The following is an 8,084-nucleotide window of genomic DNA, read 5'->3' on the forward strand; positions in this document are numbered from 1 at the left end:
TTAATTTTAAAATCGCGCATAAAAAACTGGAGATAAAGGTTCGTTACATTATATGTAACGGATTTTTTTTTTGATCAAAAAAAAACAGCGCATATTGGTTTACCCAATATGTGCTGTTCTCATATTTAAAATTTCTTGTAATTTATCTTCGACCGCACGGCAGACTCTAGTGGCATCTTCATCGCATTTTACAACATCAGTCGTATCCATATCAATCACTAATACTTCGCTTGCTGCATACTGATTCATAACCCACTCATCATAACCCTTCCACACTTCAAAGTAATACTCCTTCAGCTCAGGGTTAATTTCAAAGCTTCGGCCGCGCGCCATAATCCGATCAATGACTGTATCAAATGAACCTTTTAAGTACACCATTAAATCTGGAGCTTTTCTTGGCAGTTCATTTAGTTCTTCCAGCATATTTTCAACTAGGTCTTCGTAAATTTTAAATTCCAAATCTGATATTCTGCCTAACGATTTATTTACATAGGCAAAATACCAATCCTCATAAATAGACCGATCCTGAATGGTGTAAACAGGCTCTTCCCAACTGACACATTCCTTAACTGTTTTAAAGCGTTTATTTAAGAAAAATAATTGAAGCAGGAAAGGTATTCTTTTGGCATCTAATTCTTCAGGTGTTAGTTCATAATAGAGAGGCAAAATTGGATTATCATCCACCGATTCATAAAACACCTTGCTCTCAATTCCTCTATTTTGAAAGTGTGCATTCAATGTGTCAGCTACACTTGTTTTTCCAAGACCAATCATACCACCAATAACGATACTCACTAACATTCCCCTGTTCTATAGTGTTTTAGTCCAGCTGCTTTTTTTTAATGCTAATGATAACTGACCAATAATATGGTTTAAATCCTGTTCATTTTTTACAAAATCCAATTCATCCCCGCTAAAGCGCAGGACTGGTATTTCTGGATGTTCTTTTTCAAAAATGATCATTGTTTCTTCATAATCAAGCGATAATTGCTCTAAATATAAGGGGCTGATATTTTTCTCCACTTCGCGCCCTCTTACTTTGATGCGTTTTAACAGCGTGTCTAGGCTTGCATTCAGATAAATAATCACGTTAGGCTTCGGCATATCCTCGGTAAGAATCTGATAAATTTTATAATATTTTTGATATTCGTCAGTGCTTAATGAACGCTTTGCAAAAATTAAATTCTTGAAGATATGATAATCGGCTACTACGGACTGATTTTGACTTAAGAAATGGGCATTGATATCCCCTAATTGCTTAAAGCGATTGCAGAGGAAAAACATTTCCGTTTGAAAACTCCACTCCTCAATATTTTCATAGAATTTCCCTAAAAATGGATTTTCATCAACAATCTCTTTTAGTAATGCAAATTCAAATTGCGCTGAAATGGCCTTTGCGAGTGATGTTTTTCCAACACCAATCGGCCCTTCAACGGTAATAAAGGGTGTATCCCCCATTGCAAGTCCTCCTTCGAAAGCTGCCTTCACTCTATGTTTCACCGGATAACCGGATTTTTGGTCTACTAAAAACATGCAGTTTTTATTTTATCATAATCTCACTCAGGAAGGGATAAGGAATATTTAGAAGTCACAGGATTTATGTCAAAAATATGAAAAAACTGCCGAATGAAGGCAGTTTTTGTAGAAAAAATATTTACGACCCATGTTTGGTGACAGTGAAATTGTCCACGATTAATAGCCAGTTTTGCGGGAAGGCTAGACCTAGTTTCCAATAGCTCATGCCCCTAAGATTTAACTCTTTAATTAAATTAAACTTTGCCTGGATTGAGCGGGCATCCTCAAACCAAACCTCATGCTGTTTCCCGGCACTTGAGTATTTAAAAAATGGTGCCTGTGCCTTCGTGTCATATTGAATGGGAACATGGTGGCTTGCGGCAAGCTGTATCGCTTGCTGCGGGCTCACGGCCTTGGCCACAGACCCCTGCACGAATGGTAAGGTCCAATCATAGCCATAGAGGTTTTGGCCCATCATAATTTTATTCGAGGGGATCTCAGTTACAGCGTATTCCAAAACTCTTCTCACTTGGTCAATTGGCGATACCGCCATCGCAGGGCCACCACTATAGCCCCATTCATAGGTCATAATGACAACAAAATCGGCAATTTCCCCGTGTGCCTTATAGTCATGCCCCTCATACCATTTCCCCTTTTGCGTGGCACTGGTCTTAGGTGCAAGGGCTGTTGACATAAGCCAGCCCTGACTTTTGAATCGTTGTTTTGCCTTTCGTAAGAAGCGATTATAGGCCTCGCGGTCGGCAGGGCGTAAAAACTCAAAGTCAAAGTGGATGTCACGGAAGCCATACTTATTGGCAGTCGAGACAATGTTATTAAGGAACTTATCTTGAATGGCCATGTTATTTAATAATATTCGGCCGAGCTCATCACTGAACTGGTCATTTTCTTGATTGTTTATGACCATCATTAAGACGTTGCGGTTGGCTTTAGCGATGGCAGGAAAGTTATTTAGTAACGGTGCTTTTAATGTGCCGTCACGGCGGACTTGAAAGCTAAATGGGGCCAAATAAGTTAAATAGGGTGCGGCCTCACGGGCACTGGTTTCCAAGACCGGGGCTACAGTGGTGCCGCGCGGTTCGACGTACGCATTAAATTCTGCGTTTCTTTTTTTACCTTGGGGAATGTAGAGACGAAAACCCACATTAAGGTGCTGATTTACATTCAATCGATTGATGGTGGCAAGCTCCTGAGCGGAGACGCCCACCTTTCTCGAGATTGATAATAGGGAATCTCCGGGCTGGACGAAGTAAAAGTGACCGATAATCGGAATGACAAGTGACTGTCCAATGACAAGATTGTTTGGATTGGGTAAATCATTGGCCTCAACGATATCTTGAGTGGTTGAATGGTAAGTTCTCGCGATCGTAGTTAACGATTCATTAGGTTTTACCACATGGATTTGCATGCTAATCCCTCCCTTGTAAATATGCGTTGCAACTATTTTATGAGGGAGGGGGCGAATAAATGATATAATGCTGGTAAATTTCATCTGTACTAGGGTAAATCCTTGCCTTTAAGACATTCTCCATCATCGTTAAGGCGTACTTATTATCGTTGTCGTCAGCAGAGGAAATACAATCCTCGGGAACAAGTAATTCATATTCACGCATATAAGCATCATTTGCCGTGAATAGTACACAAATATTTCCGGCAATCCCTGTAAGAATAAGTGTCGTTACTTTCAGTTGGTGCAGCAAGGTATTTAGTGCTGTTCCATAAAAAGCCGAATGCTTCGGTTTGATTAAAAATAAATCCTTCTCCTCGGGAAGCAGTAGTTCAAAAACAGGCGAGCTACGTTCGTTTGTGCAGAGGTCAATAATTTTATGTAAATCGGCCTGCCATAAATTATAATGGTCGTTAATGAAGATAACGGGTAAATTTCTTTCGTTAAATTGATTTTTTATATTTTTGATAGAGCCGGCAATACGGGCAGCCTTTTTGGCAAGAATGGGACCATGGGTAAAATCAAAGTTATTAATCATATCGATAATAATAAGCGCGGGACGGATTTGGGTCATTTGTCTCTCTCCTTCACCTCCTATTTTGCTGTGAGGGAGTCCGTTTTATCCTGCTGCTCAGATAAGTAAAGGGGAAATATCATGGCAATTGAGCATTTGCAAGATGAAGATTTTATGAGAGAAGCAATCAAAGAAGCGAAAAAGGCAGAAGAGCGGAATGAGGTGCCGATTGGTGCAGTCATTGTTATGGAAGGAAAGATTGTTGCCCGGGCATATAATTTACGCGAGAACGAGCAAAATGCCATCGCTCATGCCGAACTATTAGCTATTGATCGAGCCTGCAAGGACATAGGTTCGTGGCGTCTGGAAGAGTCTACATTATATGTCACATTAGAGCCATGTCCGATGTGTGCAGGTGCAATCATTTTAGCTAGAGTGAAAAGGGTGGTTTATGGCGCGGCAGACCCTAAGGGCGGTTGTTGCGGAACTCTCATGAATCTATTGGGGGATGAACGTTTCAACCATCAGAGTGAGGTTACGAGCGGTGTATTAGAAAAAGATTGCGGGCAAATGCTCTCTGATTTCTTTCGAAAAATTAGGGATCGGAAAAAGCTTGAGAAAAAAAGGCAAATGGATCATATTACAGATATTTACAGTGAATAAAGATTGCTTTTTTACAAGAATATTTGTATACTAAAAAAGCGTTAATTACGACGCACAAAACTTTGGTATCAACTTTGCCGTGCTAGGTGGGGAGGTAGCGGTGCCCTGTACCCGCAATCCGCTCTAGCGGGACTGAATCCCTTCCCGAGGCTAACGACCTGTAGGGTCTGCCTTAAGTAAGTGGTGTTGACGCCCGGGTCCTGCGCAATGGGAATCCATGAACCATGTCAGGTCCGGAAGGAAGCAGCATTAAGTGGACGCTCCCATGTGCCGCAGGGCGGCCTGGGCCGAGCTAACTGCTTAAGTAACGCTTATGGGCGTTAGTCGACGGAAGGTGCACGGCAGTTATATTACATAAATTAACTCATCTCAGACTTGGGATGAGTTTTTTTGTCTATTCATATATATTCATTTTGTAAAATGCAAAATGGTTAAGGTATAATAGGGAAAGTGGAAAGTTGAAAATTTTGAAGGGGGCGATTGTCAATTGGCTTATCAGGCTTTATACCGTGTTTGGCGGCCTCAAACATTTATAGATGTAGTAGGACAAGAACATGTAACCAAGACATTACAAAACGCCCTGCTTCAGCAAAAGATCTCACACGCTTATCTTTTTTCAGGACCGAGAGGAACGGGGAAAACAAGTGCGGCTAAAATATTAGCAAAGGCAATCAACTGTGAACGTTCTCCTGTTTCAGAGCCATGTAATGAGTGTGCCGCCTGTCTCGGGATTACCAATGGGACCATCTCAGATGTTTTGGAATTTGATGCTGCTTCAAACTCACGTGTTGAAGAAATGCGCGATGTTCTTGATAAGGTCAAATTTGCACCTACTTCAGTTCAATACAAGGTCTATATTATTGATGAAGTACATATGCTCTCCATCAGTGCATTTAATGCCTTGTTAAAAACATTAGAAGAACCGCCGAAGCATGTTATCTTTATTTTAGCAACGACAGAACCTCATAAAATCCCATTAACGATTATTTCAAGATGTCAGCGCTTTGACTTTAGACGGATTACCGCTGGGGCCATCGTCAAACGGATGAAATTAATCATTGATGAATCTGGGATTAATTGTGATGAGCGGGCACTGCAACTGATTGCTAGGGCAGCAGATGGCGGGATGCGTGATGCACTTAGTCTTTTGGATCAGGCCATCTCGTATAGCGAGGACCAGGTATCAATCGAGGATGCGTTAACGGTAACCGGTTCCGTATCGCAGGGATTTTTGAATAAGCTAGCTTTAGCCTTCCGAGAAAAGGATGTTGCGAGCGGGCTGGAGGCATTGGATGAACTTTTATTTCATGGAAAAGACCCGATGCGATTTATTGAGGATTTAATCTTATTTTATCGTGATATGCTGTTGTATAAAACGGCACCTAACTTGGAAGAATCCTTGGAAAGAGTGATGCTTGATGAGGATTTTCGAGTCATGGCTGAAACGATTTCGATGGATCAGATCTACCAGCTCATCGATCTCTTAAATAAAACACAACAAGAAATGCGTTGGACGAACCACCCAAGGATTTTCCTGGAAGTAGCGATCGTAAAGTTGTGCCAAATGGAAGGAAAACAAACCGTGCAGGCACAACCGGCACAAATGGAAGAATTAATCGCAAGAATCGGTCAGCTGGAGTCAGAACTGCAACACTTAAGGGCAAACGGTGTGGCGGCTGTCACACAAGAGACGGCACCACAAGCACAGAAGTCTGCGCCGAGAACTTCTAAAAAGACCTTTCAGCCAGCGGTTGGAAGAATAAATGAAGTGTTAAAACAGGCAACAAAAAGCGATTTAAATGCAATTAAGACCAATTGGGGCGAATTGCGGGCAAGTCTATTGAAATCACAAGCCGCCTTGTTAAATGATGCAGAGCCGATTGCGGCGTCCTCTACTGCCTTTATTATAAAATTCAAGCATGAAATGATTTGCCAAATGGCGATGAGTCGAACTGACTTTCTGGATGCAGTTGTCGCAGCTTTACATAAATTAACAGGAATAAGATTTACAATCTTAGGTGTCCCGGAAGACCAGTGGCTGCCAATTCGCGAAAGCTTTTTGAATAGCCATGATGGTGCTGAAGGTGAAACCAGTGAAGCAACGAAGGAAGAAGAACCTCATATTGCAGAAGCCAAGAAATTATTTGGCGCTGAATTTGTAGAAATTATTGATTAATAACTAATTATTTGGAGGTAGATGGTAATGATGCGTGGTGGCGGAATGGGAAATATGCAAAATATGATGAAACAAATGCAAAAAATGCAAAAGAAAATGGCAGAAGCACAAGAAGAATTAGGTGAAAAGAAGATTGAAGGTTCTGCAGGCGGTGGGATGGTTACAGTAGTGGTAACAGGTCATAAGGAAGTCGTCGATGTAATAATTAAACCGGAAGCAGTCGACCCTGATGATATCGAAATGCTTCAAGACCTTGTTTTAGCAGCAACAAATGATGCTCTTAAAAAGGTAGAAGAGTTAACCAATAGCACGATGGGGCAATTCACAAAAGGAATGAACCTTCCTTTTTAAGAGAGGAATAGAAAAACATGCATTATCCTGAACCAATCTCTAAGCTGATTGACAGCTTTATGAAGCTGCCAGGTATCGGTCCGAAAACGGCCGGTCGTCTGGCTTTTTTTGTCCTAAGTATGAAAGAGGATACGGTGCTTGATTTTGCCAAAGCACTAGTGAATGCGAAACGAAATTTAACTTATTGTTCTGTTTGTGGTCATATCACGGATCAAGACCCATGTTATATTTGTGAAGACCAACGGCGGGATAAGAGTATTATCTGTGTTGTCCAAGATCCTAAAGATGTGATAGCAATGGAAAAAATGAAAGAATTCAACGGATTGTACCATGTACTCCACGGGGCAATATCCCCAATGGACGGAATTGGGCCTGAGGATATCAATATCCCTGACCTCTTAAAACGTCTTCAGGATGAAACAGTAACGGAAGTAATCCTTGCGACTAACCCTAATATTGAAGGGGAAGCTACTGCTATGTACATTTCCCGGTTGTTAAGGCCTTCAGGGATCAAAACGACGAGAATTGCTCATGGTCTGCCGGTTGGCGGTGACCTAGAATATGCGGATGAGGTCACCTTATCGAAAGCAATTGAAGGGCGAAGAGAATTTTAAGAAGACGCGGGGGAATCACTCATGTTTTTTCAGCGTAAAGGGCGGCTTCGTAAAGAGTATAATGAAAAGCTGTTAATGCAGTTGAATCGATATAAAGAACATTGGCAGCAGGAAAAGCTGCTGTTGGAAAAGAGTTTCGATCCTTCCGAAGAAGTGATTTGCCAAACAAAAATCGCCGAGGCAAAGTATATCTTTCTATTAAGAGAAGCGAAGCAGCGGAATGTTACCTTAATGAGATAATAAAACAAGCTATTGCCTTTTTTAGGTCTATTTTTCTCAACTTGTACATAAGTTGAAACAAAGTGACTTATGAAGGGGGATAGCTTTTTTGGAACCAATTATTGTAATATCCATCCTCGGAGGATTAATACTTATCCTATTGTTTACTGGTGCACCCTTTAAGCCTGCCAGATACGTTGGACAGGCTGCCATTAAATTAGTGATTGGAGCGCTCTTTTTATTCTTCCTAAACGCGGCAGGTAACCGCTATGGCATTCATGTGCCCATTAATTTTGCTACCTCCGCTGTCTCGGGCTTTCTGGGAATTCCGGGACTATTCGCCTTGGTTGCCATTCAACAATGGGTAATGTAAGTCACTGAAACCGCTGGAAAAAGCGGTTTTTTCTATTAATAAAACTATTTATAAAAAAGTGTTGACCAATGTATAAATATGCTGTAATATATGAAAAGTCGTCACAGAGACGATGTGAAACAAACGAAAAAAAGTTGTTGACTTCTGGTTGGTGACTTGGTATGATAATAAAGTCGCATTTGGCGATTGAGAAA

The 8,084-nt window shown here is 41.2% G+C and carries 10 protein-coding genes and 1 other RNA gene; 7 read left to right on the forward strand and 4 right to left on the reverse strand.

Going from position 1 to position 8,084, the window contains the following annotated elements:
- Nucleotides 1–99: 99 nt before the first annotated feature.
- The 4 genes from BDR01S_RS23760 to BDR01S_RS23775 all read right to left on the reverse strand — a co-directional run bounded on the left by BDR01S_RS23760 (nt 100) and on the right by BDR01S_RS23775 (nt 3,554).
- On the reverse strand, nt 100–795 hold the full coding sequence (locus BDR01S_RS23760; RefSeq protein ID WP_066249176.1) for a deoxynucleoside kinase: 696 nt from the start codon (nt 793–795) through the stop codon (nt 100–102).
- Between the two features lie 15 nt (nt 796–810).
- Complete coding sequence (locus tag BDR01S_RS23765) at nt 811–1,458, reverse strand: deoxynucleoside kinase (protein WP_066249178.1); 648 nt, start codon at nt 1,456–1,458, stop codon at nt 811–813.
- Nucleotides 1,459–1,654: 196 nt separating this feature from the next.
- On the reverse strand, nt 1,655–2,941 hold the full coding sequence (locus BDR01S_RS23770; RefSeq protein WP_066249180.1) for a glycosyl hydrolase family 18 protein: 1,287 nt from the start codon (nt 2,939–2,941) through the stop codon (nt 1,655–1,657).
- Nucleotides 2,942–2,978: 37 nt separating this feature from the next.
- Entirely contained in the window at nt 2,979–3,554 is a 576-nt protein-coding gene (locus tag BDR01S_RS23775) for a cysteine hydrolase family protein (RefSeq protein ID WP_066249183.1), read from the reverse strand.
- An 81-nt stretch (nt 3,555–3,635) separates the two neighbouring features.
- Here BDR01S_RS23775 and tadA point away from each other — a divergent pair, with 81 nt between their 5' ends.
- The 7 genes from tadA (at nt 3,636) to BDR01S_RS23810 (ending at nt 7,890) form a co-directional block, all read left to right on the forward strand.
- Nucleotides 3,636–4,157 (forward strand): tRNA adenosine(34) deaminase TadA, encoded by a 522-nt coding sequence (gene tadA, locus BDR01S_RS23780; protein WP_066249186.1) that lies wholly within the window; start codon nt 3,636–3,638, stop codon nt 4,155–4,157.
- A 77-nt stretch (nt 4,158–4,234) separates the two neighbouring features.
- Nucleotides 4,235–4,499: signal recognition particle sRNA large type (ffs, locus tag BDR01S_RS23785), an RNA gene on the forward strand.
- A gap of 145 nt (nt 4,500–4,644) precedes the next feature.
- Nucleotides 4,645–6,333 carry a DNA polymerase III subunit gamma/tau gene (dnaX, locus tag BDR01S_RS23790; protein ID WP_066249189.1) on the forward strand — a complete coding sequence of 563 codons (1,689 nt, stop codon included), beginning with the start codon at nt 4,645–4,647 and terminating at the stop codon, nt 6,331–6,333.
- 30 nt (nt 6,334–6,363) lie between these two features.
- Nucleotides 6,364–6,684 (forward strand): YbaB/EbfC family nucleoid-associated protein, encoded by a 321-nt coding sequence (locus BDR01S_RS23795; RefSeq protein WP_066259542.1) that lies wholly within the window; start codon nt 6,364–6,366, stop codon nt 6,682–6,684.
- 17 nt (nt 6,685–6,701) lie between these two features.
- The gene (gene recR, locus BDR01S_RS23800) at nt 6,702–7,298 is read left to right on the forward strand and encodes a recombination mediator RecR (protein ID WP_066249191.1); all 597 of its coding nucleotides are present in this window, start codon (nt 6,702–6,704) and stop codon (nt 7,296–7,298) included.
- 21 nt (nt 7,299–7,319) lie between these two features.
- Complete coding sequence (locus tag BDR01S_RS23805; protein WP_066249193.1) at nt 7,320–7,538, forward strand: YaaL family protein; 219 nt, start codon at nt 7,320–7,322, stop codon at nt 7,536–7,538.
- 88 nt (nt 7,539–7,626) lie between these two features.
- On the forward strand, nt 7,627–7,890 hold the full coding sequence (locus BDR01S_RS23810; protein ID WP_066249195.1) for a pro-sigmaK processing inhibitor BofA family protein: 264 nt from the start codon (nt 7,627–7,629) through the stop codon (nt 7,888–7,890).
- The last annotated feature ends 194 nt before the right edge of the window (nt 7,891–8,084 follow it).

The sequence above is a fragment of the Neobacillus drentensis NBRC 102427 genome (assembly GCF_001591445.1).
In the GTDB taxonomy this organism is placed as follows: Bacteria; Bacillota; Bacilli; order Bacillales; family Cytobacillaceae; genus Neobacillus; species Neobacillus drentensis.